This is a genomic window from Streptomyces sp. M41 (genome assembly GCF_043673425.1).
GTDB lineage: Bacteria > Actinomycetota > Actinomycetes > Streptomycetales > Streptomycetaceae > Streptomyces.
In genome coordinates, this window is sequence record NZ_JBIMKE010000021.1 from 59226 (window position 1) to 84916 (window position 25691).

At 71.4% G+C, this 25691-nt stretch carries 20 protein-coding genes; 14 read left to right on the forward strand and 6 right to left on the reverse strand.

Annotation, left to right across the window (positions count from 1 at the left end; all coding sequences use genetic code 11):
- Positions 1-40 precede the first annotated feature (40 nt).
- Complete coding sequence (locus ACHBTE_RS24055; RefSeq protein WP_394726128.1) at positions 41-1399, reverse strand: DUF2252 domain-containing protein; 1359 nt, start codon at positions 1397-1399, stop codon at positions 41-43.
- Between the two features lie 277 nt (positions 1400-1676).
- On the opposite strand from ACHBTE_RS24055, the gene ACHBTE_RS24060 reads away from it, so the two are divergent.
- Positions 1677-2867: a winged helix DNA-binding domain-containing protein gene (locus ACHBTE_RS24060; protein WP_394726129.1), complete on the forward strand. Its 1191-nt coding sequence runs from the start codon at positions 1677-1679 to the stop codon at positions 2865-2867.
- Between the two features lie 176 nt (positions 2868-3043).
- Here ACHBTE_RS24060 and ACHBTE_RS24065 read toward each other — a convergent pair whose 3' ends face one another.
- Positions 3044-3370 (reverse strand): hypothetical protein, encoded by a 327-nt coding sequence (locus ACHBTE_RS24065; RefSeq protein ID WP_394726130.1) that lies wholly within the window; start codon positions 3368-3370, stop codon positions 3044-3046.
- Between the two features lie 244 nt (positions 3371-3614).
- Here ACHBTE_RS24065 and ACHBTE_RS24070 point away from each other — a divergent pair, with 244 nt between their 5' ends.
- From ACHBTE_RS24070 to ACHBTE_RS24105, 8 genes are all read left to right on the forward strand, one after another.
- Positions 3615-3980 (forward strand): arsenate reductase family protein, encoded by a 366-nt coding sequence (locus tag ACHBTE_RS24070; RefSeq protein WP_394726131.1) that lies wholly within the window; start codon positions 3615-3617, stop codon positions 3978-3980.
- 137 nt (positions 3981-4117) lie between these two features.
- Positions 4118-4864, forward strand: a complete 747-nt coding sequence (locus ACHBTE_RS24075) for a hypothetical protein (RefSeq protein WP_394726132.1) — start codon at positions 4118-4120, stop codon at positions 4862-4864.
- Positions 4865-5181: 317 nt separating this feature from the next.
- On the forward strand, positions 5182-6213 hold the full coding sequence (glnII, locus tag ACHBTE_RS24080) for a glutamine synthetase (RefSeq protein WP_394726133.1): 1032 nt from the start codon (positions 5182-5184) through the stop codon (positions 6211-6213).
- 324 nt (positions 6214-6537) lie between these two features.
- Positions 6538-7095, forward strand: a complete 558-nt coding sequence (locus ACHBTE_RS24085) for a winged helix-turn-helix domain-containing protein (RefSeq protein WP_394726134.1) — start codon at positions 6538-6540, stop codon at positions 7093-7095.
- A 127-nt stretch (positions 7096-7222) separates the two neighbouring features.
- Entirely contained in the window at positions 7223-8251 is a 1029-nt protein-coding gene (locus tag ACHBTE_RS24090; RefSeq protein ID WP_394726135.1) for an SDR family oxidoreductase, read from the forward strand.
- A 54-nt stretch (positions 8252-8305) separates the two neighbouring features.
- Positions 8306-9598, forward strand: a complete 1293-nt coding sequence (locus ACHBTE_RS24095; protein ID WP_394726136.1) for a sensor histidine kinase — start codon at positions 8306-8308, stop codon at positions 9596-9598.
- Entirely contained in the window at positions 9583-10236 is a 654-nt protein-coding gene (locus tag ACHBTE_RS24100; RefSeq protein WP_394726137.1) for a LuxR C-terminal-related transcriptional regulator, read from the forward strand. The genes ACHBTE_RS24095 and ACHBTE_RS24100 overlap by 16 nt, the downstream gene beginning before the upstream one ends.
- Positions 10237-10440: 204 nt before the next feature.
- Entirely contained in the window at positions 10441-12018 is a 1578-nt protein-coding gene (locus tag ACHBTE_RS24105; RefSeq protein ID WP_394726138.1) for a DUF1996 domain-containing protein, read from the forward strand.
- Positions 12019-12092: 74 nt separating this feature from the next.
- Here the strand turns inward: ACHBTE_RS24105 and ACHBTE_RS24110 are convergent, their stop codons facing one another.
- On the reverse strand, positions 12093-12524 hold the full coding sequence (locus ACHBTE_RS24110) for a hypothetical protein (RefSeq protein WP_394726139.1): 432 nt from the start codon (positions 12522-12524) through the stop codon (positions 12093-12095).
- A gap of 102 nt (positions 12525-12626) precedes the next feature.
- On the opposite strand from ACHBTE_RS24110, the gene ACHBTE_RS24115 reads away from it, so the two are divergent.
- The 5 genes from ACHBTE_RS24115 (at position 12627) to ACHBTE_RS24135 (ending at position 18112) form a co-directional block, all read left to right on the forward strand.
- The gene (locus tag ACHBTE_RS24115) at positions 12627-13157 is read left to right on the forward strand and encodes a tetratricopeptide repeat protein (RefSeq protein WP_394726140.1); all 531 of its coding nucleotides are present in this window, start codon (positions 12627-12629) and stop codon (positions 13155-13157) included.
- Between the two features lie 240 nt (positions 13158-13397).
- Positions 13398-15323 (forward strand): hypothetical protein, encoded by a 1926-nt coding sequence (locus ACHBTE_RS24120; RefSeq protein WP_394726141.1) that lies wholly within the window; start codon positions 13398-13400, stop codon positions 15321-15323.
- Positions 15324-15426: 103 nt separating this feature from the next.
- Entirely contained in the window at positions 15427-16344 is a 918-nt protein-coding gene (locus ACHBTE_RS24125; RefSeq protein WP_394726142.1) for a metal-dependent hydrolase, read from the forward strand.
- The gene (locus tag ACHBTE_RS24130; protein ID WP_394726143.1) at positions 16344-17366 is read left to right on the forward strand and encodes a PDR/VanB family oxidoreductase; all 1023 of its coding nucleotides are present in this window, start codon (positions 16344-16346) and stop codon (positions 17364-17366) included. Before ACHBTE_RS24125 ends, ACHBTE_RS24130 begins: the two co-directional genes overlap by 1 nt.
- Positions 17367-17422: 56 nt before the next feature.
- Positions 17423-18112, forward strand: a complete 690-nt coding sequence (locus ACHBTE_RS24135) for a TetR/AcrR family transcriptional regulator (protein ID WP_394726144.1) — start codon at positions 17423-17425, stop codon at positions 18110-18112.
- Between the two features lie 3 nt (positions 18113-18115).
- Here the strand turns inward: ACHBTE_RS24135 and ACHBTE_RS24140 are convergent, their stop codons facing one another.
- From ACHBTE_RS24140 to pulA, 3 genes are all read right to left on the reverse strand, one after another.
- Positions 18116-18469, reverse strand: a complete 354-nt coding sequence (locus tag ACHBTE_RS24140) for a 5-carboxymethyl-2-hydroxymuconate Delta-isomerase (RefSeq protein WP_394726145.1) — start codon at positions 18467-18469, stop codon at positions 18116-18118.
- A 28-nt stretch (positions 18470-18497) separates the two neighbouring features.
- Positions 18498-20159: a SpoIIE family protein phosphatase gene (locus tag ACHBTE_RS24145; protein WP_394726146.1), complete on the reverse strand. Its 1662-nt coding sequence runs from the start codon at positions 20157-20159 to the stop codon at positions 18498-18500.
- Positions 20160-20246: 87 nt separating this feature from the next.
- Positions 20247-25655 carry a pullulanase-type alpha-1,6-glucosidase gene (gene pulA, locus ACHBTE_RS24150; protein WP_394726147.1) on the reverse strand — a complete coding sequence of 1803 codons (5409 nt, stop codon included), beginning with the start codon at positions 25653-25655 and terminating at the stop codon, positions 20247-20249.
- Positions 25656-25691: the final 36 nt, after the last annotated feature.

Consider the following 25691-nt stretch of genomic DNA (forward strand, 5'->3'; position numbering starts at 1 on the left):
CCCGGTACGCCGATGCGGCCGTGGCCGGTGCCGGCCCCGGTCAGATCCCCGGCGCGGCGTTGACGACGCCGGCCGCGACGGCCGCGCACAGGGCCGCGCGGTCGGCGGCGTTCCGGTCGGCGTAGGCCAGCGCGAAGTCGGTGACCGCGCGGTCGAAGGTGTCGGCGCCGCCGAGATAGCCCGCGATGGCGATGCGGTCGCCGGAGCGGGCGTGCGCCCGGGCGAGGGCGGTGCCGCACAGCCGGGCGTAGGTCAGCAGGTCGGCGGGGCTCATCCCGGCGACGTCCGCGGTGCCCTTCATGTCGCGCAGCTGACGCCAGTAGAAGTGGCGGCCCTGCGGCCCGGACATCCACCCGAGGAAGATGTCACCGGCGGCCTGGAGCAGCCGCTGACCGGCGACGACACGATGGCCGTGATGGTCGTAGGGCCCGCCCGGCAGATGTTCCTCGAGGACGGACTGCCGGGCCTCCTTGATCTGGAGGAACAGCGGGTCGTCGGCGTCCCGTCCGGCGAGCAGCACGATGAAGCAGCGCAGGCCCACGCTGCCGACGCCGACGACCTTGCGGGCGGCGTCGACGAAGCGGTAGCGGTCCAGGAGCAGGCGGCGCTCCTCGGCGAGGGTCGAGCGGTAGTCGCTGAAGATCTTGCGCAGCGAGGCCATGTCGGAGCTGCCCGCGGGTTCGAGGAGTGGCGGGTCGTGGATGATGCGCCGGCGCCCGTCGACCACGTCGGTGAGCTTGCCGAATGCCTGGAGGCTGGTGCGGCGGCGGGCCCGGCCGAGGGTGGCCTCGACACGGCGGCGGTCCCCGGCGGAGCGCACCAGGGGCAGCAGCTGCTCGGCCTCGATGCGGGTGTACCAGACGTCGAGCTCGCCGCGCCGGGCCAGCCGGCGGATGGTGGTGCGGTACGCGGTGACGGCCGCCAGGGCCGCGCGGCCGGCCTTGGCCTCCGGGTGGCCGTTCTCGCGGGCGGCCACGGCGACGGAGGTGGCGAGCCGTTTGACGTCCCACTCGAACGGCCCGGGGAACGTCTCGTCGAAGTCGGTCAGGTCGAACAGCAGGACGCGTTCCGGGGAGGCGTAGAGGCCGAAGTTGAGCAGATGGGCGTCGCCGCACAGCTGCACGGTGAGGCCGGTGTGCGGGGTGGCGGCGAGGTCGGCGGCCATCACGGCGGCGGCGCCGCGCAGGAAGGCGAACGGCGAGGCGGCCATGCGCCCGTAGCGGATCGGCAGCAGCTCGGGCAGCCGGTCGCGGCCCTGGCGTTCCAGTACGGCGACGGGGTCGGGGCGGTCGGGGGAGGGGACCCAGGAGGCGTGTGCGGAGCGGGCGACCCGCTTGCGGGCGAGCTTGCCGGCGAGGGCCCGGTCGGCGGGTCCGGCGGGGGTGCCCGAGCCCGTCATGAGGGTCCGGCTCCTCGTCCGGCCGGCCCGTGCGGCGGCTGCCGTATGCCGTGCGTGCCCTCGCTGCCCATCGTGCCTCCCGCTGCCGCGCCCGCCGGGGCGGGGCGCACGTCCTGATCGCAGTGAACGGCGGGACGGGCGACGTGCGCATGCCGGGTACGGCAATCGGGTGACGGCGCCGCCCGGCGACCGGGCGGGGGGCCGTTGTCAGTGCCGTCCGGGAGGATGCCCTCAGGGGCAAAGACCGGGTGACGGCGGGACGGGTGGAGGCCGGGAGATGGGTGACGGGCTGCGGTACATCGGCGTGGCGGAGCGGCGGGCCCGGCTGGGGCTGCGGCACCGGCTGGCCGCCGAGGCGCGGGCGGCGGATCCGGTGGAGGTCGCCGAGTCCCTGGTCGCGCTGCACGGCAGCGATCCGGCGACCGTGCACCTGGCCGTGGGCGCGCGGCTGACGGAGCCCGCGAAGACCGTGGCCCGGACCGAGCGGGCGCTGTACGAGGACCGGACGCTGGTGCGTATGCACGGCATGCGGCACACCGTGTTCGTGTTCCCCACGGAGCTGACGGCGGTGGTGCACGCCTCGACCGGCCTCGCGGTCGCCGCCCGGGAGCGGGCCTCGCTGGTCAAGGACATGGCGAAGGTGGGGGCGCCGGACGCGGCCTGGCTGAGGGAGGTCGAGGAGTCGGCGCTGGCCGCGCTGGCCCGGCGCGGGCAGGCGACGGCGGCCGAACTCGCCGCGGACGAGCCGCGGTTGCGTGAGCAGTTCGTCTACGCGGCCGGGAAGAGCTACGAGGGCGTGCACACGGTCTCCACCCGCCTGCTGCGGGTGCTCGGCGTGGAGGGGAAGGTGGTGCGGGGCCGGCCGCTCGGCTCCTGGACGTCCTCGCAGTTCCGCTGGGCCCCGGCACCCCCGCATCCCGAACTGGACGTCGGCGGCGCCCAGGCGGAGCTGCTGCGGCGTTGGCTCGCGGTGTGCGGACCGGCGACCGAGGCCGACCTCAAGTGGTGGACGGGGTGGCGGGTGACCGAGGTGCGCCGCGCGCTGACGGCGATCGGGGCGCGGGCCGTGTCCCTGGACGAGGGGACGGGGTACGTCGTCGCCGGCGACGACGGCCCGGTGCCGGAGCCCACCGAACCCTGGGCGGCCCTGCTCCCCGGCCTCGACCCCACGGCCATGGGCTGGCAGCTACGCGAGTGGTACCTGCCCCGGGAACTGTGGCCGGCGCTCTTCGACCGCAGCGGCAACGTCGGACCGACGGTGTGGTGGAACGGACGGGTGGTGGGCGGCTGGGCCCAGCGCAGGGACGGCGAGATGGTCTGGCGGTTGCCGGGGGACCTCGCGCCCGCGGAACGCCGCCAGGTGGAGGCGGCGGTCGCGGTGGAGGCGGAGCGGTTGCAGGAGTGGGTGGGTCCCGCCCGGGTGACCCCGCGGTTCCGGACGCCGCTGGAGCGGGAGTTGGCGGGGTAGGGGCGGCACCGGCGCCTTCGGCACCGGGCCCGGCAGTGCGAGCGCGGCACGCCCGCCCGGTGCGGACGGGTTCCGACGGGCGCCGTAGCGTACCGCCGGGCGCCGCCGCGTACCGACGGGCGCCGCTCGCAGGAGACGGCGCCCGCGGTACGGCTGCACGGCGCCCGGCGGCACGGCTACCGCGAGTACCGCATCAGCGCCCGGACCATGTGGCACGTGGTCTCCGACGGCGGATGCACGCCGATCATCTCCGCGGTGCTCCGAATCGTCTCGTTACGAGCCTGGTTCGGCATGTATACGCCCGAGTCGAGCAGGGCGATCGCCAGACGCATGGCCTTCAGGCGCCGGTTGTGGGTGACGTACCACTCGCGCGGTCGCCCCGCCGGCAACGGCCGCTTCTCCACGGGCGCGTACGGCAGGTCGAGCAGCACCGGGTGCTGCACGGTGGACTGGGTGGGCAGCGGCCCTCGGATCGTCCTCGGCTTCAGTGCGGCAGCGGGCACAGGCATCCTCCTGTCGCGGTCGGAGCGCCGGCCGGCTACCCGGCGACGCCCTTTCGAACACTACCTACAGTCTACTGCCCGCCACTGACATTCACAGGGCCGCACGGACGACTAAATCGCCTGGTCAGCAAGGAAATTGCGGTCGCGTCACAGCAGGTCCGGAAGGGACGCGTGAGACCTCGGCAAATTCGAACAGAGCCTCGCCGCACGCCGCCGTGGGCCACCCCGGGATACCGTGAGACGCATGGAGATCTGGATCAACCCGGCCTGTTCCAAGTGCCGCAGCGCCATCAGCCTGCTCGACGCCGAGGGCGCCGACTACACCGTCCGCCGCTACCTGGAGGACGTACCGACCGTGGACGAGATCCGGGACGTGCTCGACCGGCTGGGGCTGGAGCCCTGGGACATCACCCGGACCCAGGAGGCCGCCGCCAAGGAGCTCGGGGTCAAGGAGTGGGCCCGGGACGCGAGTGCGCGTGAGCGCTGGATCGAGGCGCTGGCCGAGCACCCCAAGCTGATCCAGCGGCCGATCATCACCGCGCAGGACGGCACGGCGGTGGTCGCGCGCACCGATGAGGCGGTACGGGACGCCCTGTCCCGCGAGGGCTGAGGGCTGCTGAAGTCCCCACTGCGGTACGGACCTTGGTGTGACGCACGTTACTTCAGAGACTCGCGCAACCGCTGAGTAACCTCGTTCGGTATCTCGTACATAACGACGTACGCTCCCCTACCTCCCAGGAGGCGCGCATGTCGCGTAGGAGAACTCTCGGTACGAAGAAGAAGCTCGCGCTGCTGGTGAGTGCGGCGACGGTGGCGGGAGGCGGTGCCTTCGTCATGGCGAGCACGTCCAACGCCTCGCAGACACCGACGGTCAAGTCCGCCGCGGGCTCGAACGTCTGTCAGGGGCTCGCCACCGCCCTCGGCAACAACCAGCGGTTCATCGAGGGACAGAAGGCCAACCCGGACGCGCAGTCCGCGGCGCGGATCGCCAACCGCGAGGCCGTCATCAAGCAGATCCAGGTCCAGCAGGAAGCGTCCGGATGCGAGGTTGGGGAGTCGGCTCAGGGCTCCCAGGCATCGCAGCCGGCGCAGGGCGGGCAGCAGGGCGCTGGTGAACAGGGCGCCGGTGAGCAGGGCGCCGGCGAACAGGGCGGAGGCGCGCAGGCGGGCGGCGCGGCACCGTCGCAGAGCGCCCCTGCGGAGGACGAGAACGCGGGGAACAACGGTGGCGGGGCCGCGGCCTCGGGCGAGCAGGTGTGCAACGGCTCGACGGTCACGCTCTCCGGCGAGGGCGGTGCCCCGGCGGCGTCCAGCAGCGAGTTCCCGGCGGGCACGAAGCTGAAGGTCACCAACCTGGACAACAACAAGTCCACGACGGTCGAGGTGACGTCGGTCTCCGGCAGCTGTGTGCTGCTGAACAACGCCGCCTTCGAGCAGGTCCGTGAGCCCGGCAAGTTCCTGATCCGCCGTGCGGTGATCGAGAAGGTGGGGTGATGCTCGACTAGTCACGGCGTACGTGTCACAGGTCCTGTCGCTCGCGGCCACGAGCGGCAGGACCGACGTGTTCCACGGCCGCGCTTCCCACGGCCGCGCTTCCCACGGCCCCGCACGGCCCGGTGCTTCTCGGCGGTTCTCGGGGTTCTCGGCGTGAAACGCGCCACACCACCCCCAGGTAACACGGGGTTCACATTCGAGCAATGACCGGGAAATCGCCTGTTGACAGGCTCGCGGACATCAACGGCGGCGCCCCAGTGCCGCAGCGCCGCAGCACCCGCAACTGCGCCCAGACCCACCCCCGAAGGATGTGGCCCGTGACCTTCAAGGCTGAGTACATCTGGATCGACGGCACCGAGCCGACGGCCAAGCTGCGTTCCAAGACGAAGATCATCGCGGGCGCCCCCGCCGGCCTCGAGGCACTGCCCATCTGGGGCTTCGACGGGTCCTCCACCAACCAGGCCGAGGGCCACGCCTCGGACTGCGTGCTCAAGCCGGTCTTCACCTGCCCGGACCCGATCCGCGGCGGCGACGACATCCTGGTCCTGTGCGAGGTCCTCAACATCGACCTCACCCCGCACGCCAGCAACTCCCGGGCCGCGCTCGCCGAGGTCGAGGAGAAGTTCGCCGCGCAGGAGCCGATCTTCGGCATCGAGCAGGAGTACACCTTCTTCCAGGACGGGTACCCGCTGGGCTTCCCCAAGGGCGGCTTCCCGGCCCCGCAGGGCGGCTACTACTGCGGCGTCGGCGCCGACGAGATCTTCGGCCGTGAGGTCGTCGAGGCCCACCTGGACAACTGCCTGGCCGCCGGTCTCGGCCTCTCCGGCATCAACGCCGAGGTCATGCCCGGTCAGTGGGAGTTCCAGGTCGGCCCGCTCGCCCCGCTGGAGGTCTCCGACCAGCTGTGGGTCGCCCGCTGGCTGCTCTACCGCACGGCCGAGGACTTCGGCATCTCCGCGACGCTGGACCCGAAGCCGGTGAAGGGCGACTGGAACGGCGCCGGCGCGCACACCAACTTCTCGACGAAGGCGATGCGCGAGGGCTACGACGCGATCATCACCGCCTGCGAGTCGCTCGGTGAGGGCTCCAAGCCGCTCGACCACGTCAAGAACTACGGCGCCGGCATCGACGACCGTCTGACCGGTCTGCACGAGACCGCCCCGTGGAACGAGTACTCCTACGGTGTCTCCAACCGTGGCGCCTCGGTCCGTATCCCGTGGCAGGTCGAGAAGGACGGCAAGGGCTACATCGAGGACCGCCGCCCGAACGCCAACGTCGACCCGTACGTGGTGACCCGCCTGCTCGTCGACACCTGCTGCGCCGCCCTGGAGAAGGCCGGCCAGGTCTGATCGACCAGGATGTCCGCAGGGGGCGCCCACCGTCGAGGTGGGCGCCCCTTGCGTCTTGTGGGGCGGCTCGAGAGGTGAGACGCGGGGTCCCCCGCGGCCCGGGGGTCTGCTTCAATGGAGGCATGGTCGGCATCCAGAAGTACTCCGCGACAGGTCGTCATGACCTCGAGCCCTTCTGGCCTTCCCGTCAGCACCACGACTTCGACCGGGTGTGTTGCCGCGCGATGAACGCGCCGGCCCTCTGAAGCCGTACCCCCGGCCTTCGGCCAGCGCGACACGACGTACGTCTCCCACGGACTCCTCGCGCGAAAGAGCTGACCTCTCATGGCGACCACCCGTTCTCTGTCCACCGCCACGCTCGACTCCCCCGCCCCGAACGGCTCACGGCACCATCTGCGTGCCGTGGACCGGGACGAGGTGCTCGATGTCGCGGACCTCCTGCCGCCCGGCGCCACCTGGCTGCCCGCTCCCCAGCACTCCCTGCCCACGCTGCCCGGGCAGCCGCCGATGATCGGCTATCTGGTGCTCGTCCCGGCCGACCGGCAGCCGCCGACCGCGCCGGTGCCGCCGGCCCCGGCCACCGACGGCGACCCACTCGTCACCATCGACGCCGTGCGTCGCACCGCCGCCGTCGCGGGACGTGAACTCGACCTCACCTACCTGGAGTTCGAGCTGCTCGCCCATCTGGTGGCCAACCCCCATCGCGTGCACACGCGCGACCAGCTGGTCACCACGGTGTGGGGCTACGGGCATGTGGGGGACGGCCGTACGGTCGACGTCCACATCGCCCGGCTGCGTCGCAAGCTGGGCGCCGAGCACCGGGACACCATCCGGACGGTGCGGCGGGTGGGCTACAAGTACGCTCCGCCGACCGGCCGCTGATCCGCGGCCGGACGCGAATCCCGCCGGATACTGATCCCGGCGGGCGCGGATCCCGCCGTGGGCCGGCGGGTCTGCTGACGGCAGAGTTCCGTTTCCGTTCCCCGCCGCATGGGGCACAGTCGGCGGCATGAGGCTATTGATCCTGGGTGGTACGCAGTTCGCGGGACGGGCCGTCGCGGAGGCGGCCCTCGGGCGCGGCTGGGAGGTGACCGTCTTCCACCGGGGCACGCACGAGCCGCCGGCCGGGGTGCGGTCGCTGCACGGTGACCGCACCGCACCCGACGGGCTCGCCGCCCTCACCGCGGCGGACGGCGCTTGGGACGCCGTCGTCGACACCTGGTCGGCGGCGCCCCGCGCGGTGCGGGACACGGCGCGGCTGCTGCGGGGCCGCGCCGGACGGTATGTGTATGTGTCGAGCTGCTCGGTGTACGAGTGGGCCCCGCCCACGGGGTACACCGAGGACGCGCCGGTCGTGGCGGGCGCCGACGCCGGCGCCGAGCACACCGACTATGCGCGGGACAAGCGGGGCGGCGAGCTGGCGGCCGTCGACGCCTTCGGGGCGGAACGCTCCCTGCTGGTGCGGGCCGGGCTGCTCCTCGGGCCGTACGAGAACATCGGCCGGCTGCCGTGGTGGCTGGCCCGGGTCGCCCGTGGGGGTCCCGTGCTGGCACCCGGGCCGCGCGAGCTCGCCCTCCAGTACGTCGACATCCGCGACTTCGCGGAGTGGATCCTCACGGCGGTGGAGAGGGAGCTGAGCGGGCCGTACAACCTGATGAGCCCACGAGGCCACACCACCATGGGTGAGCTCCTCGACGCGTGTGCGGCGGTGACGGGTTCGGACGCCGAACTGCGCTGGACCGACCCCGAGGTCGTCCTCGGCGCGGGCATCGAGCCGTGGACCCAGCTGCCGGTGTGGGTGCCGCCGGGCAGCGACATGCATGACGCCCTGCACGGCGCGGACGTGTCCAGGGCTCTCGCAAAGGGCCTGCGCTGCCGGCCGGTCGCGGAGACGGTGGCCGACACCTGGCGCTGGCTGCGGAGCGTCGGGGGCAGCGCGCCCCGGCGGCCGGACCGGGCGCCGGTGGGCCTCGATCCGGAGGTGGAGGCCAAGGTGCTGGCGGCGTGCGAGCAGGGTGTATCTGGCACCACCCCCTGATCCGGGGGCCTGGCCCCGTGACCCCCCGACGCCCGCTCGGCGAGACTTGGCGGCATGACCAACGACAAGTCGAGCGGGGTCGGTTCGCGGGCCCGGGGCATGGGAACGGCCGCGCTGCGGGGGCTGGCGCTCGCGCTGGTGTCCCTGCCGGGGGCGGTCCTGTGCTTCACGCTCTCCCTGGTGTCCATCGCCCTCATCCCGATAGGCATCGGCCTCGTCACGACCCCGTGGGTGCTGACGGGGGTACGGGCGTTCGCCGACTGGCGGCGGCTGCTCGCGGCCGAGTGGGGCGGGGTGCGGATTCCGCCGGCGTACCGGCCGTTGCCGAAGGACGCCAACCCGTGGACGCGCACCTTCGGGATGCTGCGCGACCCGGCGACCTGGCGGGACCTGCGGTGGCTGCCGGTCGACATGACGGCGGGTTTCGTCACCGCCCTGCTCCCGGCCGTGCTCGTCCTGTACCCGCTGGAGGGCTTCGCGCTGGCGGCCGGGTTGTGGCGGACCATGGCGGGTGGTCCGTATGCCGAGTACGGGCCGTACTGGTACGGCTTCGTGCCGGTCAGCGACCAGCTGTCCGCGCTCGGCGCCGGCGCGCTGGGAGCCGTCCTGCTGATCGTCGCCCACCGGTACGCCGTGAGCGCCTTCCATCTCCACTTCCGGCTCACCCGGGCCGTCCTGAGCCCCAGCCAGACGCAACTCGCCGAGCGAGTCCGGGTGTTGACCGAGACCCGGCGGGACGCCGTCGACACCTCCGCCGCCGAACTGCGCCGGATCGAACGCGATCTGCACGACGGGGCGCAGGCGCGGCTGGTGGCGATGGGCATGGACCTGGGGACGATCGAGATGCTGCTCGACAAGGACCCGGCGAAAGCCAAGGAGCTGGTCGCGCAGGCCCGCCGGTCCTCCGTCGACGCGCTCACCGAACTGCGCGACCTGGTGCGCGGCATCCATCCGCCGGTCCTCGCCGAGCGCGGACTCGGGGACGCCGTCCGGGCGTTGGCGCTTCGGCTGCCGGTGCCGTCCGAGGTGGCCGTGGAGCTGTCCGGGCGGGCCGAGGCGCCCGTGGAGTCGGCGGCGTACTTCGCGGTCAGCGAGGTGCTCACCAACGCCGTCAAACACTCGGGGGCCGACCGGATCTGGATCGACCTGCATCATGCGGCCGGGGGCGGCGGCATGCTGCGCGTCACCGTCACCGACAACGGCAAGGGCGGTGCGGAGATCGGGGCGGGTTCGGGCCTGGCCGGGATCGAGCGGCGACTGGGTACATTCGACGGCGTCCTGGCCGTCAGCTCTCCCGCGGGCGGTCCCACCATGGTCACCATGGAGATTCCTTGCGCGTTGTCCTAGCCGAAGACCTGTTCCTGCTGCGCGACGGACTCGTCCGGCTCCTTCAGGCCTACGACTTCGAGATCGCGGCGGCCGTGGAGACCGGCCCCGAGCTGGCCCGCGCCCTGGCCGAGCTGGAGCCGGGCGTCGCGGTCGTCGACGTACGGCTGCCGCCGACGCACTCCGACGAGGGGTTGCAGTGCGCGCTTCAGGCCCGCCGGGAGAAGCCCGGGCTGCCGGTGCTGGTTCTCTCACAGCACGTGGAGCAGCTGTACGCGCGGGAGTTGCTCGCGGACGGCAGCGGCGGGGTGGGGTATCTGCTGAAGGACCGGGTCTTCGACGCGGACCAGTTCGTGGACGCCGTACGACGGGTCGCGGCGGGCGGCACGGCCATGGATCCGCAGGTCATCCAGCAGCTGCTGACCCGCCGCGCGGCCGACGACCAGCCGCTGGCCCGGCTGACGCCCCGGGAGACGGAGGTGCTGGAGCTGATGGCGCAGGGCCGGACGAACGCGGCGATCGCCGAACGCCTGGTCGTCACGGAACGGGCGATCGCCAAGCACACCGCCAACATCTTCGCCAAACTGGGCCTGGAGGTGTCGGACGACGACAACCGTCGCGTGCTGGCGGTTCTCGCGTATCTCGACCATGGCCGGTAAAACCGGACCCACTCATTCACCCGGTGTGCGGGATCAACAACTCCTGGTGCCGCAGGGGCGGTTGAGCACACAGCGTTCTCACGAATCTCTCAACAATTCCCGAGGCGGCTGAACACCCCTGGGACGCCTTCCGTATGAGTGAGAGCCGCTTCACTCCTGTCGGGCGCCCTCGATGCCCCCGAAAAAGGAAGTCAGAGGAGTTCCATGGGACGCAACACAAGAAAACGCCGTACGCCGCTGGCCACCAAGGCCATTGCCGCATCGGCGGCCCTAGCGCTCGGTGGGGGCGGGCTTGTATGGGCCAACTTTTACGCCTCGGCGCACGAGGACAACTCTGGGTGGAACCAGACGAAGTCCTCGAATGCCCGGGTCGCGACGATCAACTGCCCTGATGTCGGCCAGAAGCTGACGAAGGTGCCGAGGAGCGCGCGCAGGGGTGTCGCCAAGGAGCTGGCGCTGCTGGACAGGCAGGTCACGGATGCCTACAAGCGTCTCGCCGAGACGCGGAAGGCCCAGGCGGGGGACGCCAACTACGTCAACAACGCCATCCTCGGCCCGCTGAAGTCCAAGCGCGTGGCCACGCTCGACCGGATCGGCATCAACATCAACCGGGCCGGCGGCAAGGCCCCGCGGAGTCTCGGCCAGTTCGCCCAGTGCCAGGGTGTCCCAGCCGAACAGCCGGAGGTCAACGACGGCAACGGTGACGGCCAGAACAACGGCGGTCAGGACAACGACGGCCAGAACAACGACGGCCAGAACAACGACGGCGGCCAGAACAACGGCGGTCAGGACCAGGGCGGCCAGGACGGCGGCGGACAGGACCAGGGCGGCAACGGCGGGCAGGCCGGCAACGGCCCGTCGGCGGACGACTTCGTGGACATCACGCAGGTCCAGGGAGACGCCCAGCTGGGCGTCGGCGCGAACGGCCTCCCCGCGAACGGGGACAGCGGTTCGACCGGCAGCTTCACCACGAATTGCGGCACCAACGAGAACGAGAACCGCAACTCGGACAACGTGATCGTCGCTCCGGGGGTCAGCAACGGTGCGCAGCACCAGCACGACTACGTCGGCAACCAGGCCAACAACGCTTTCGCGAGCGACCAGGACCTGGCGAACGGCGACACCACCTGCCAGAACCAGGGTGACAGGTCGTCGTACTTCTGGCCGGTACTGCGTATCCAGGACGGTCAGAACGACATCGACGCGGACGCGCCCGGTGGCGGTCAGGACGGCAACGTCGGCACGATCGTCGAGCCCAGCGAGGCACAGCTGAAGTTCGTCGGCAACAGGACGAGCGATGTCGTCGCGATGCCGCAGGCCCTGCGCATCATCACCGGTGACGCCAAGTCCTTCGTGAACGGCAACGCCAACGCCAACGCCAACTGGAGCTGCACCGGCTTCGAGGACCAGGTCCAGCTGGAGGACAAGCTGCCGATCTGCCCCGAGGGCAGCTCCGTGGTGCGGACGTCCAACTTCCAGAGCTGCTGGGACGGTCAGAACATCGACAGCGCCAACCACCGTACGCACGTGGCGTTCGTCCAGGGCGACGGCACCTGCGCCAACGGTTTCCAGGCGATCCCCCAGCTCCAGGTCCGCCTGGTCTACGACGTTCCGGCCCCGCAGATCCAGAACGGACAGGTCCAGAACGCCTTCGCGGTCGACTCCTTCCCGGACCAGCTGCACAAGGCGATCACCGACCACAACGACTTCATCAACTTCTTCGACGAGAACACGATGAACGAGATGGTCGACTGCATCAACAGCGGCCAGAACTGCCAGTAGCGGTCCTGAACCGGTAGCGAAAGCCGGCGGTGGGAATTCCCACCGCCGGCTTTCGTCCGTCCGGGTCCGGGCGGTCAGCTGTGGTGGCCGCCGTCGTTGTGACTGCCACCGGGGTTCATGTGCGCGGAACCCTCCTCCATGGTCCCGCCCAGCTTGCTCTGCAGCGTCGTGACCGTTTTCTCCTGTCCCACGGCGACCCACTTGCGGCCGACGAGGTAGTAGCCGCCGTAGTCCTTCGCGCCGCTCAGCCACTCGGCCTGGCCGCGGTCCGTGGCGAAGGTGGCGAGGATGTACTTGTCCTTGCCGGTCTTGCAGATGGCCTGGCGGAGCTCGTCCGCGTCGGTCTGCATGTTCGGGTCGCACTTCGCCATGGCCGCCAGATGCTCCAGGCTGCCGGTCGCCGTCTTCGGCACCTCGGCCTCCTTGTCGCCGCCGGAGCCACAGCCGGCCAGCGCGAGCACCGCCACCGCGCCGGTCAGCGCGAGCATCGGTCGGGTCAATGTCATCGGTTCCTCCGGTCCATGCCGCACAGAGCCCCGACGGGGGCCCTCGTCTCCCATACGGCTGTGGTGTGCGCTGCGCTCAATCAGAGGCTCTCACGGGCACGGATGTGCGAGTGTGACTCAGTGGACAAGGACTGGGAAGACCGCGTGACCGCCGCATGGGTGGCCTTCGACACCTCTGCCTCGACCGGGGCCGCCGACTTCCGCGCCGTCATCGACGCCCTCGTCGCCGAACTGCCGGACGACAGCCCCCTGGGCCCCTTCGAGCGGGCCTGCGCCTGGGACTCCACCGGCCACTCCGACCGGGCGGTGCCGCTGTACCGGGAGGCGCTGGCGCGGGGTCTGAGCGGGTACAAGGGCCGCCGGGCCAAGATCCAGCTGGCCAGCTCGCTCAGGAACATCGGCCGGGCGGAGGAGGGCGTCAAGCTGCTGACACCCGAACTGACCGCCCCCTCCGACGAGCTCGACGACGCGGTACGCGCCACCCTGGCGCTGTGTCTGTCGAGCCTGGGACGCGATCGCGAGGGCCTGGCTCTGGTATTGGGGGCGCTCGCCCCGCATCTGCCCCGCTATCAGCGTTCCATGGCGAACTACGCCCGTATGCTGGTGACCGGTCCGCCGGACGAGCCCCGCTGAACCGCCGACCGGCGGCAGACGGCCGTCCGCGGGTGCCCGCCCACGGGAGATTGTCCACGAGTGACTGTCTACGGGTGCTTCGTGACCGGTCGCGCCGAAGCCGTGGATCCGCGGGTGCGGGCCGGCCCGCTCCCCCGCCGGCACCCGCGCGCCGCCGGCCGGTCCGCGAGGACCTGGCAGGTGGGGAATGCGCCGTCCGCGTGGCGGTGACCTCCGGACCATTCGCTCGTTCTGCTGAACGTGCAGTCACAGGATGTCGCCCCGCGCCCCGCCCCCGCCCCGGCCGATCCGGTCGTCGACGTCGAGCGGGCCGAGGCCGCGCTCGTCGAGCACTATCCGCGTCTGGTCCGGCTCGCCTACCTGGTGCTGCCGCCGACCCTCGGCCGCAACCGGCGCGTGGTGACCGCGCACTCCCTCGCCCAGCGCGCGCTGCCCCGTGGCCGGGCGAGCTCGGCACCCGTGATCCCGGCCCAGTCGACCGGCCGCGAGGGCGACCCCGGCTACGCCTTCCTCCGGCTCAGGGTGCTGCGCACGGCGCTGGAGGCCGACCGGCCGCTGAAGCGCCTGGCCTGGCCCAAGCGCTCCCAGCTGCCGCCCCTGCTGCCCCATGTCTGGGGCCTGCGCCTCTTCCCCCGGTCGGGCGGTGCCGACGAACTCGCCCTGGACCAGCGGTTGTCGGCACTGTCCGGCCCGGCGCGGGCCGCCTATGTGCTGCGCGGCCTGGAGAAGCTCGCGGACGACGACGTGTGCGAGGTGCTGGCGGCGGCCGGCGTCGACGACTGGGAGGGCGCGCTGGAGGAGGCCGACACCGTGGAGGCGCAGTACGCGCTCCTCGACTCCCCCGAGTTCGACCCCTGCTCGCTGCAGGCCCGGCCGACCGATCTGATGCGGCGCAGGCAGCATCTGAAGGCCGCGCTCGCCGCCGGGGCCGCCCTCCTGGTGTGCGGGGCGCTGCTCGGGCTGCCCGGCGAGGGCTGGAGCCCGGACGGTCCGGCCGCGCCCCCGTACGCGCAGAACCCGGCGGCCGAGGCCGCCCTCGACCCGGCCCAGCTGACGAAGGTCCCGGCGCTGGCCTGGCAGTCCTCCGCCCGCACCGACTTCTCGGTGTGGCCGGCCCGCGGTGACCTCACCGACGACTCGGACCTGCTGCGCCGCGCCCTCGCCGTCTGGGCCCGCCCGGGCGAGACGGTCGCGGTCTCGGCGACACCCGGTACCCCCTCGGGCGGCCCGCCCGGCGCACCGCAACTGCTGTACGCGGGGAACGTCGACAACGCGCGCGTGGTGATCCTCCACGACGGTCTACGCATCGCCCGTTATGCCGAGCCGAAGGACGGCACGTCCGGTGCCGCCCTGGACTTCTCCCGGGTCGACGGCGCGACCAGGGCCGAGGCGAGCGCGGTGGTGCTGAGCCGGGCCGACGGCAACGTCCGCTTCCTGATGGCGCCCTGGGTGAAGAAGGCGGCCGAGCGGGATCTGCTCAAGCCTCGTTCCGGGGCGATGGATCTCACCGTGACCGACGGCGTCACCTCGCCGATGGCGAGCCCCGCCACCCAGGCGACCGGCACCTGCACCTCGTGGAACGTCCTTCAGCTGACCGACGGCACCGGCACCCGGGTGCTGACCGACCTCGCCGAGCTGGTCCCGGCCCGGCTCACCACGGGCCGCCCCGGGCAGGTCTCGGATGCCTCCGGACCGGCGGCGCTGCGCACCTGGGCGCCGTACTCCTGCTGGCTGGGCGCGCTGCGTTCGGCGGGTGTGCGCACGGTCAACGCCTGGACGTTCGCCCGGCAGCCGCTGCCCGACGGGACCGGCTCGGCGGACTGGGTGTGCACCCGTGCCGAGACCTGGCGGGGCGGTGGCGAGCGGGTGCTGGCCCAGTTCCGGACGCCGGGCTCGACGAACGCCGCGGTGGTCGCGAAGGCGCAGAACGTACCGGCGTGCGGGGCGCGGGATCCGCATGTGCTGGCCGGGGTGCTGTGGAAGGCGCAGACGGGCGACTGGTACCTGCTGGCGGCGGGCGCCCGGGACACGGCGTCGATCCGGGCCACGGGTGGCGTCCGCGGCACCTCGCAGGGCAGCCTCCTGACCGTGCGGGCGAAGCAGGGCGCCCAGGCGGAGCTCAAGGGCACGCTGACGAGCGGGCGGTCGGTCGACGGGCTCGGGTGACACCACCGGCGGCACGGCGGGGCGGCGAGCCTTGCTGACAGTTTCGTAAATAAGAGGCCGCACAGGGGTTCACCCCGGACCTACCCGTCAGTACATTGACGCCATGTCCAATAAGCAGGAGCGGGTGCCTCTCAAGGCCCGCAAGGTGTCCTTCGCCTGGGACGGCACCCCTTTGCACTGGGTGCCCGGGGATCCGATCACGACGCACACCATCAATGTGCTGCATCTGCTCCTGCCCGCCGGTGAGCGATGGTTCGTGCACGTCTACAAGCAGGTGCTGCCCTACATACGGGACCCGCAACTGCGCGAGGACGTCCTCGGGTTCATCGGGCAGGAGGCGATGCACTCGCAGGCCCATGACGAGGTGCTGCCGTATCTGCGCGAGCAGGGGCTCGATCCCACGCCGTACACCGCGCAGGTGGACTGGTTCTTCGAGAAGCTGCTGGGTGATCGCACTCCCCCACTGCTCAACGCGTGGGTGGTACCCCCATCGCCGGGCCGGGCGCGCCGCTGGTGGCTGTTGGAGCGGGTGGCGCTCATCGCGGCCATCGAGCACTACACGGCCTTCCTGGGCGACTGGGTGCTGAACGCCGAGGAGCTGGACCGGCGCGGCGCCGATCCGACCATGCTGGACCTGCTGCGCTGGCACGGCGCCGAGGAGGTCGAGCACCGGTCGGTCGCCTTCGACCTGTTCATGCACCTCGACGGCGGCTACCGGCGGCGGGTGCGGACCTGGGCAGCGGCGTTCACGGCCCTGGTCTTCCTGTGGCAGCGGGGGGCGCGGTTCTTCATGGAGAACGACCCGACGCTCATCGACGGCAAGGCCACCTTGAAGGACTTCTACGTCCGCGGCAGGCGCGGCACGCTTCCCACGGTCGAGGACATGCTCAAGTCGATCCCGCGGTACCTCAGCCGCGCCTACCACCCCTCCCAGGAGGGCTCCACCGAACAGGCCCTGGCCTATCTGGCCACCTCCCCCGCGGCGTCGGCCGCGGAGCGGTACGAGAAGGGTGCTGGCTGATGCCGAAGCTGCGGACCGTCATGGTCGTCGCCGGTGCCGCCCTGCTGACCCGGCGGGCGATGCGGCGCCGGATACAGGCGTCGCCGCTGTGGCCGATGCCCGCCCTGGAGGAGCCGATCTCGGGCCGGCCGCGGTCACGGGCGCTGCGGCTGCTGGTGACCGCGTGCGAGCCGGTCGCCGACGGGGTCGTCGGGCTGCGGCTGGAGGGACACGACCTGCCGCGCTGGGAGCCCGGTGCGCATCTGGACCTGGTGCTGCCGTCGGGGCTGGTGCGGCAGTACTCGCTGTGCGGCGACCCGGAGGACACCTCGTCGTACACCGTGGCCACGCGGCTGGTCGTGGACGGCCGGGGCGGCTCGCGCGAGGTGCACGAGCAGGTGCGGGAGGGGATGGAGCTGGAGGTGCGGGGGCCGCGGAACCGCTTCCCGCTGGTCGAGGCCGAGTCCTATGTGTTCGTCGTGGGCGGCATCGGGATCACGCCGGTCCTGCCGATGCTGCGGGCGCTGCCGGACGGTGTTCGGTGGCGGCTGCTGTACTGCGGGCGCAGCCGGGCCTCGATGCCGTTCCTGGAGGAGGTCGAGAAGTTCGGCGCGGACCGGGTGACCGTCGTGGAGGGGCTGCCGGATCTCGACGGTCTCCTCGCGGACGTCCCCGAGCAGGCGGCCGTCTACTGCTGTGGCCCCGAGGGGCTGATGGCGGCGGTGCAGGAGCGGTTCCCGCGGGTCCACCTGGAGCGGTTCGCGCCGCGCGCCTCGACGGGCGGCGCCTTCGAGGTGGAACTGCGGCGCAGCGGGCGGACCTTGACCGTGCCGGCGGACTCGACGGTCCTGGCCGCCGTGCGGGCCGAACTGCCGGACACGGCGTACTCCTGCGAGCAGGGCTTCTGCGGGACCTGCCAACAGCGGGTGCTGGAGGGTGAGGTGGACCACCGGGACGAACTGCTGACGGACGCGGAGCGGGGTGACTCCATGCTGATCTGTGTGTCACGGGCGCGAGGCGACCGACTCGTTCTTGATCTTTGAACGCCTCTGACCGGTCCGGTCCGTTCGCGGCTGGAATCGATCGGTAGGGTGTGCCCATGACTACCGGGGTACGGCGAAGAATGGGAGTCGAGGAGCGGCGGCAGCAGTTGATCGGCGTCGCCCTCGAACTGTTCAGCCAGCGCTCGCCCGACGATGTCTCCATCGACGAGATAGCGTCGGCCGCGGGCATCTCGAGGCCGCTGGTCTACCACTACTTCCCCGGCAAACTCAGCCTGTACGAGGCCGCGTTGAAGCGTGCCTCGCAGGATCTGGCGGACCGGTTCGTCGAGCCGCGGGAGGGGCCGCTGGGGGCCCGGCTGCTCCGCGTGATGCGCCGGTTCTTCGACTTCGTCGACGAGCACGGCCCCGGTTTCTCGGCGCTGATGCGGGGCGGCCCGGCGGTCGGCTCGACGGCGACGAACGCGCTGATCGACTCCGTGCGGCAGGCCGCGTATGTCCAAATCCTTTCGCATCTGCGGGTGGAGAACCCGCCCGCGCGGCTGGAACTGGTCGTCCGCTCCTGGATCTCGCTCGCCGAGTCGACGGCCCTGATCTGGCTGGACGGCCGGCGCATCCCGCGCGAGGAGCTGGAGAAGCAGCTCGTGCACGACTTCGCCGCGCTGGCCGCCGTCAGCGCCGCCTACGACGAGGAGATGGGCGCCCTGCTGCGCCACATCCTGCGGGACGAGCCGGCCGACGGCCCCTTCACCGACCTGGTCACCCGGCTCGTCTCCCTGGCCTCCTGAGGCTCAGGCGTCGAACTTGCGGTACGACGCGTCCAGGTCCCGCACCTCGGCCGACGCGTGCAGCGCGGTGCCGTCGGCGGGCTTCACATGGCTGCGCAGCAACTCCAGCACGGCTTCGGTGAGGCGCGCCTTCGTCTCGTCCCGTCCCGCCAGCAGCCCGAGGGTGACATGGACGATCGCGTGCCCGCCTTCGTCCCGTCCGACGGTCGTGTCCTCGGTGGCCCGGAACTGCGTCTTGCACGCCTCGTACTTCGCTGCCGCGATCTCGACCACCGCGTCGTGCAGGGCGAGCGCGAAGCCGCGCCGGTCGAAGCCTTCGGCGAGCGGTGCGGAGTAGTCGACGGTGATCTGCGGCATGGGCACTCCTGTTCTACGACGGCACGTCTCACCCTAGCCGCAGGGCCAGCATCGCGATGTCGTCCTCCTGCTGGCCCCCGAAGGCGCCCAGCAGTGTGTCGCACAGCTCGTCCACGCCGGGCGGGGCATCCGCGGCGGCGGTGCGCAGTTGCTCCATGGAGGCGGAGAGGTCGATGCCACGGGTCTCGATGAGGCCGTCGGTGACCATCAGGAGCCGCTCCTTACCGGTGAGGACCACCTCGCTGGGCTCGGGCCGGTCGAGGCCGAGGCCGAGCAGCGGTCCGGCCACGGGGACGTACTCGGCGTCGCCGTCGTCGTGCACGATCAGCGGCGCGATGTGGCCCGCGTTGGCGATACGGCTGCGTCCGGTCCCCGGGTCGACCAGGGCAAGGCAGACCGTCGCGGTGACCTCGGGGTGGTAGTGCTGGAGCATCCGGTCGAGCCGCTCCGCGAGCACGCCCGGGTCGCTCTCCTCCACGCAGTAGGCGCGCAGGGCGTGCCGGATCTCGACCATGACGGTGGCCGCCTCCAGCGAGTGCCCGACGACGTCCCCGACCGCGGTGAGCACACCCTGCGGGGTGCGCAGGGCGGCGTAGAAGTCACCGCCAATCTCGGCCTGCCGGGACGCGGGCACGTACCGGACGACGACCTCCACACCGGGCAGCTGGGGCAGCCGGTACGGCTGAGGCAGGAAGCTGTGCTGGAGGGTGAGGGCGATGTGCCGTTCGGCCTGGTACATCAGCAGCGGTTCGGCGGCGAGCGCGGTGGCCTGGGCGAGCCGGGCGAGGAGGTCGTCGTCGGCCGGGCGCACCGGGGTGGCCACGCACACGGGCGTCCGGCCCGCCTCGGGGAAGACCAGCAGCAGCCGGGCGTCCTCGCGGACACCGGGGTGGAAGAACCCGGCGGGCCACAGTGAGGCGGGCACGACGGTGTGGTGCGCGCCCCGCTGCTCGGTCCAGTTCCGGGCGATCCGGGTGACCAGCCGCGCCGCCGCCACATGCGGGGCGGTGCCGGGCAGCGCCGCCTCGGGCACGGCGGTCGGGGTCGCCGGCCGGCCGGCGGCGCCGTGGCCGCGGGGCGGGCCCGGGAGGCTGCCGCCCCAGTGCGGTTCGCCGTCCGGCCCGATGACGAAGACGACGGCGGGCGTTCCGGTGAGCCGGGCCGCACCTGCGGCAGCCGCGTCGGCCAGCTCCCCCAGGCAGCGCGCGGTCTGCACGGTGACGATCACCTCGGACAGCAGCGTCAGCCGGTGCGCGAGCGTCTCGGCGGCGGTGCGCCGGCGTGCCCCGCGGACGGCGGCCCGTACGACGGCCTGGATCTCGCTGGGCTCGGCCGGCACCGTCAGATAGGCGTCGGCACCCGCGTCCAGCCCCTGGCACCGGTCCCCCGCCTCCACGGCACTGGCGGAGAAGTGGACGACGGGCAGCGCGGCCATGGACGGCCGGGACTTCACCCGGCGGCACAGTTCGAAGCCGTTCATGTCCGGCAGCCCCACGTCGACGAGGGCCGCGTCGGGCAGGGCGCCCGCGCGCAGCCGCACATCGAGTTCGTCCAGCGCCTGGCCCGCGCTCGCGACGGGGACGACCTCATGGCCCGCGCGGCGCAGTACGGCGCCCATGGCATAGCGGTTGGCCGATACGTCGTCGACGACCATCACGGTCGTACCCGGCTGCCTGCCGTAACCGTCCATCGCCGCCAGCCCCTGGAGCCCCTGGATACACACACGAATGGGGCGGGCCCGGCGTGACGGGTCCGCCCCATTCAAACTAGCGTCGTGTCAGGGCGTCCGTGCGAAGACGGCGACAGTACGCCCCGGAACGGCGAACGTGCCGGATTCCTTCGCGTACGAAGCGGACTTGACGATAGGGTCCGCACCCTCGGCCTGCACCGGATGCAGCCGATAGCCCTCCCCGGCCAGTGCCCCGACCCGCTGTTCCCGCTGCTGGGGCGTGGCGTTGAAGACGACGACGAGGTCACCGAGCCGCATGGTGATCACGCCGGGCGTCTCGTCCTTCCCGGACAGCGGGAAGGACAGCTTCGACTGCACCTGACCGGCCGTACCGAGGGAGAAGGCACTCTCCGCCGAACGGATCCTGAGCAGGTCCCGGTATGCCGCCGAGGCTCCCTCGATCTGCTCGCACCCCACCTTCACGGTGCTCAGCAGCGGCTTGGCGTACGGCCACTTGGACTGGTTGTCGGCCGCCATCGGCAGTCCGCGCCCGAAGCCGTTGCCGTCGGCGCAGTTCCAGTGGATGGCGTTGAACCAGTCGCCGCTGTCGTAGGAGTTGCGGTCCAGCGACTTCGAGCGCAGCAGGTCGGTGCCGGCCTGGGAGAGGGCCGGGCCCTGCGAGAGGGTGGCCGTGGCCATGGCGAGGACCTGCATACGGGCGCGGTCGGCGGCGCTCACCGAAGCGGGCAGCTTGAAGGCGAGGGCGTCGAACAGCGACTCGTTGTCGTGCGCGTCGGCGTAGGCGAGGGCGTCGCCGGGGGCGTCCGCGTATCCGGCGGGTGAGCCGTTGTAGTCGACCTCGGAACCCTTGACCCCCTTGCCGCTGGTGTCGGTGAAGCGGTAGCCGGCGAGGTTGCCGGACAGGCCGACCTTGATCAGGTCCTGGTAGTGCAGCAACCGGGCCTTCTGCTCGGCCTCGGTGCCGTTGTTCTCGGACGAGTTGGGCTCGGTGTACAGCCCGGACGCGAAGCCCTGGACGCCGGGGTCCTCGTCGAAGGGCCCGCCGCCGCGTACGGCGTCTCGCGCACGGTCGGAGAAGGTCGCGATGCCGGTGCCGGCCATGTTCTTCTGCGTGGCCTGCGTGAACCGGGCGTCGTCGGCGACCTCGCCGAAGTTCCAGCCCTCGCCGTACAGGATGATCTTCTTGCCGTCGACGCCGTCGCGCGCGAGGGTCAGCTCGTCCAGAGCCTTCCTGACCGCCAGGATGTTGGCCTTCGGGTGGTGGCCCATGAGGTCGAAGCGGAAGCCGTCGACCTTGTACTCCTTGGCCCAGGTGACGATGGAGTCGACGACCAGCTTGCCCATCATGGCGTTCTCGGTGGCGGTGTTGGCGCAGCAGGTGCTGTTGGCGACCGAGCCGTCCGGGAGGAGCCGCTGGTAGTAGCCGGGGACGATCCGGTCGAGGACGGAGGTGTCCGCCTGGCCGCTCGCCGCGGTGTGGTTGTAGACGACGTCCATGACGACCCGCAGGCCGTCCTCGTTGAGCGCCTTGACCATCTTGCGGAACTCGACGTTGCGTGCGGTGCCGTCCGGGTCGGAGGCGTAGGAGCCCTCGGGGACCGTGTAGTGGTACGGGTCGTAGCCCCAGTTGTAGGCGTCCTTGGCGGCGATCTTCGCCACGCACTCCTGCTGCTTGTCGGAGTCGGCCGGGAAGGAGGCGAGGTCGCAGTCGACGCCGGCCTGCTCGGACTTCTTCTCGGGGATGGTGGCGATGTCGAACGCCGGCAGCAGATGGACGTACGACGTGCCCGCCTCGGCCAGCCTCCTCAGGTGCTTGGAGCCGTCGCTGAGCTTGTCGGTGAAGGCGAGGTAGGTCCCCTTGTCCTTCGCGGGAACCGTCTTGTCCGCCACCGAGAAGTCCCGGACGTGCAGTTCCTGGATCTGGGCGTCCTTCAGCGGCACCGCCTTCGGCTTGGTGTAGGTGGACCAGCCGCTCGGCGCGAGGGACTTGTCGCGCAGGTCGACGAGCAGGCTGCGCCGGGAGTCGGCGGTGAGGGCGAGCGAGTAGGGGTCGGTGACCTTGTTGGTGACGACCTCGCGGACGCTGGACGCCCAGACCTTCACGACGTACCGGTACGGCTTGTTCTTCCAGGACCTGGGCCCGGTGACGGACCAGACGCCGGTGCTGCCCTCGCGCTTCATGGCGACGGTGGAGTCACCGATCTCCAGCTTCACCGACTGTGCCGTGGGTGCCCAGACGGCCAGCGTGGGGCGGCCCTTGTGGAACGTCGGCCCGAGGTCGGCCTTCGTCGCGCCGGGGTACAGGTCGTCGAGCACACCGGCGATCTGCACTCCGGTCGCCGCGAGCACGGCACCGCCTGTGGCGTGCTGCGAGGCGACGACCTGGCCGCGCAGGGCCTCGCGGACCCGGTCGCGGTCGCGCGGGTCGACCGACCAGGCGGTGTGGTCCTTCAGATGCGGGAACTTCGCCTTCTGGGCGTCGGTGAGGGCTGTCTTCGTGAGCCGCAGCCATTGGGCGTCGCCGGTCAGCGCGCCGTCCCGCACCGCGATGCCGCCGTCCCGGCTGTACAGCAGCTGGGTGGAGGCGGCGGCCTCGGAGCCGTTCCAGGCGAGGGTGTTCCGGTCGATCCAGACCGCCTTGGAGGTGGTCAGGTCGAGCGCGGCGGCGGCGGACCCGGCCGGCTGCGGGAGGAGGTACCTCTCCTGGCCGCTCACCAGCCACACCTCGTGGCCGTTCGCCCTGAGGTCGAGGGACTGGTCGGTGGGCAGGTCCTTCTCGTCGCCCTTGTGGAGGATGTAGCTGAGGCTGGTGGCACCGTCGGTGAGCGGTACCTCGAAGACCGCACCATAGGTATCAGTCTTGACCGGCTTCAGCGGGTTCGACCACTCGGTGGGGTTCGCGGCACCCGTCCAGGTGTGCAGTCCCCAGCCGTCGTAGTTCCCGTCGGGCCGGTGGTAGTGCAGCACGGCCTTGGACTTGTCCGGGGCCGGGTAGTCGGCGGCCGGCTTCTCGGTGCGTTGGGTCTCCTTGCCCTGCTCGATCCAGATCTCGCCGGTCTTGGTGACGTCGATGGTGCGGTCGGCGGAGACGTCCTTGTCGCCGTCCTTGTCGATGACGAGGTAGCCGACGCTGGAGGCGCCCGGCTTCAGCTTGACGTAGGCGAAGGCGCCGTAGGAGTCACGGCCGGTGAAGGGGTGGCTCTCCGGCCATTCGGTGGCCTCGCCCTCGGCCAGGTCGCCCCAGGCGTACAGGCCCCAGTCGGCATAGTCGCCGTCGGCGCGCTTGTAGTGGACGATCGCGTAGTCGCGGGAGGCGGCCGTGGGGGGTTCGGGGGCGGGCGGGGTGCCCGTGGTGGAGGCCGCCATGGCGCTCGCCGTGCGGCCCGCCGAGTCGATCACGACCGCCTTGTAGCGCAGGGCCGTGCCGGGCGGTACGTCCTTGCCGATGGTCTGGGTGACCTTGTAGGGGGCGTGGTCGGCGGAGCCGAGGGTCCGCCACTTGCCGCCGCCGACCTGGGCGGCGAAGACGACGCGGTTGAGCTGCCCGCCGTCGACGTCGGCGGAAAGCTCCACGGTGCCGGTGGCACCGGCGTCGGGGGCCTTCAGGGTGAGCGAGGGCTTCGAGGCGGGGGCGCCGGGCTTCTTCGCCGCCTTGTACACCACGGCCGAACCGGCCGGGACGGTGACGGTGACCGACTTGTCGGCGTCGCTCCGGACCGAGCCGTCGGCCCCGTAGATGCCCTTGAACGTCATGCCTGCCGAACCGGTCGCGAAGCTCGCCGTCCTGGCGTCGTCGGCGTTGTTGAAGGCGACGACGTACTCGGTGCCCGTTCTCGCGTCGGTGCGCGAGAAGGCGTAGACGCCGGCGCCGTCGGCCGCGTGGCGCTCGGTCTGGATGCCGTCGGCGAGGGCCGGGTTGGCCCTCCGCAGCTCGGCCAGGGCGCTGATCCGACGGTAGAGCGGGGTCTTGGTGTCGTAGGCGTCGCTCGCGTGGGTGCGGTCGGTGCCGAGCTGGTCGTCGTCGAGGTAGTCGGCCGTCTTCGAGGCGAACAGGGTCTGGCGGGCGTCCTTGTCGCCGCCGGCGCCGGTGAAGCCCTGTTCGTCGCCGTAGTAGACGACCGGGTTGCCGCGGCTGAGGAACATCAGCTCGTTGGCGAGCCCGGCCTTCTTCACCAGGTCGGCGTCCGTGGCCTTCGGGTTGTCCTGGTTCAGGAAGTACCCGATGCGGCCCATGTCGTGGTTGCCGAGGAAGGTGACCTGTTCGTAGGCGTTGGCCTTGTCGGTCGTGTACTTGTAGTCGTCGCCGAAGACGGCTGCGAGCTTCTTGGCGCTGCCGCCCTGGGAGGCGTACTGCCGTGCCGCCTCCTGGAAGGGGAAGTCGAGGGTGGCGTCGAGGCGGCCCTGGGTGACGTACGGCGAGGTGATGTTCGTGTCGGCGGAGTAGACCTCGCCGAACATGAAGAAGTCGTCGCGGCCCTTCTTGGCGGCGTAGGAGTCGAGGGCCGTGGCCCACTGGGTCCAGAACTCCATGTTGACGTGCTTCACGGTGTCGATGCGGAAGCCGTCGATGTCGAAGTCCCTGACCCACCGCTGGTAGATCTTCTCCATGCCGCTGACGACCTCGGGACGCTCGGTCCACAGGTCGTCCAGGCCGGAGAAGTCGCCGTGGGTGGAGCTCTCACCCGCGAAGGTGGAGTCGCCCCGGTTGTGGTACATCGTCGGGTCGTTGAGCCACGACGGGACCTTGTTCTTCCTGGCGACGACGGGCGTGCGCGGGAAGGAGTCCCGGCCGACGGCGGGGAAGCGCTTGGTGCCGTCCGCGTAGTCGGCGTCGTCGAAGGGCTTTCCGTCCTTCGTCAGATACGGGAAGGCGCCCTTGGAGAGGTAGTCGTACGACTTCTCCTCATAGTCGACGAGGTCCGCCGTGTGGTTGGTGATGACGTCGAAGAAGACCTTCATGCCCTTGGCGTGGGCCTTGGAGATGAGGGTCTGGAGGTCCTTGTTGGTGCCGAAGTGCGGGTCGACCTGGGTGAAGTCGGTGATCCAGTAACCGTGGTAGCCGGCGGAGGCGTTGCTCCCCGTCCCCTGCACGGGCTGGTTCTTGAAGATCGGCGCCATCCAGATGGCGGTCGTGCCCAGACCCTTGATGTAGTCCAGGCGCTTGGTCAGGCCCTTGAGGTCGCCGCCCTGGTAGAAGCCCTTGTCGGTGGGGTCGTAGCCGGTGGCGAGGCGGGATCCGGTCAACCCGCCCTTGTCATTGCCGCGGTCGCCATTGGCGAAGCGGTCGGGTAGGACGAAGTAGAACTGCTCGCGGGTGGCGTCGTGCCGGGCGGGCTCGGCGGCGAGCTTCTTGTCGGACGGAGGCGGGGGCGGGGCGTCCGCCCGCGCCGCGAGGGGCTGGACGAGCGCTGCGGCCAGCACGGTCACGGTGACCGCAGCGACCCGTCCGGTATGGGCGGTTCGGCGCCTCGACGGCGTCGGCCATCTCGGTATCACAGATGGGCTCCTTGCGATTACGGCTCAGTGGGTCCG